Origin of the sequence: Actinomadura sp. 3N407 (assembly GCF_052245875.1) — a bacterium.
GTDB lineage: Bacteria > Actinomycetota > Actinomycetes > Streptosporangiales > Streptosporangiaceae > Spirillospora.
Window position 1 is genome coordinate 1 of sequence record NZ_JBQQBP010000109.1, and the last position, 525, is coordinate 525.

General features: G+C 69.5%; 1 protein-coding gene. It reads left to right on the forward strand.

The annotated features are described in order from the left end of the window. On the forward strand, positions 1 to 525 hold a 525-nt coding region (locus tag ACTWPP_RS45175), incomplete at both ends, for a substrate-binding domain-containing protein (RefSeq protein WP_443110646.1).

The following is a 525-nucleotide window of genomic DNA, read 5'->3' on the forward strand; positions in this document are numbered from 1 at the left end:
GGTCTACAACGACACCGTCGGCCAGCCGCGCATTCCCGCACGCTGCTGCGTCACCGTCGACAACCGGGCCGCTGCGCGCGATGCCATCCGCGCGTTGCTGGCGCAGGGCCACAAGCAGATCCGCATGCTGACCGGCACGCTGTCGGCATCGGACCGTGCCGCGCTACGCCACGACGGCTACCGCGAGGCATTGGAAGCCGCTGGCATTGCCCCGCAACCGCCGGTGGAAATCGACTTCAACGCCGATGCCATGCTGCCCACCGAACTGGCCCGTCTGCTGGCGCCACCGCGCCCGACCGCCATTTTCTGCAGCAACGACCGCCTGGCATTGCTCACGATCCGCTCGCTGCGCGAGATGGGCCTGCGCGTGCCGGAAGACGTCAGCGTGATCGGCTTTGACGGCCTGGCGATGGGGCAGTGGCTCATGCCCACGCTTGCCACGGTGGCGCAACCGCATCGCCAGATTGGCGCGGATGCCGCCCAGGCGCTGGCCCGCCGCATCGCGGGCGAGGTCGTACCCTCGAT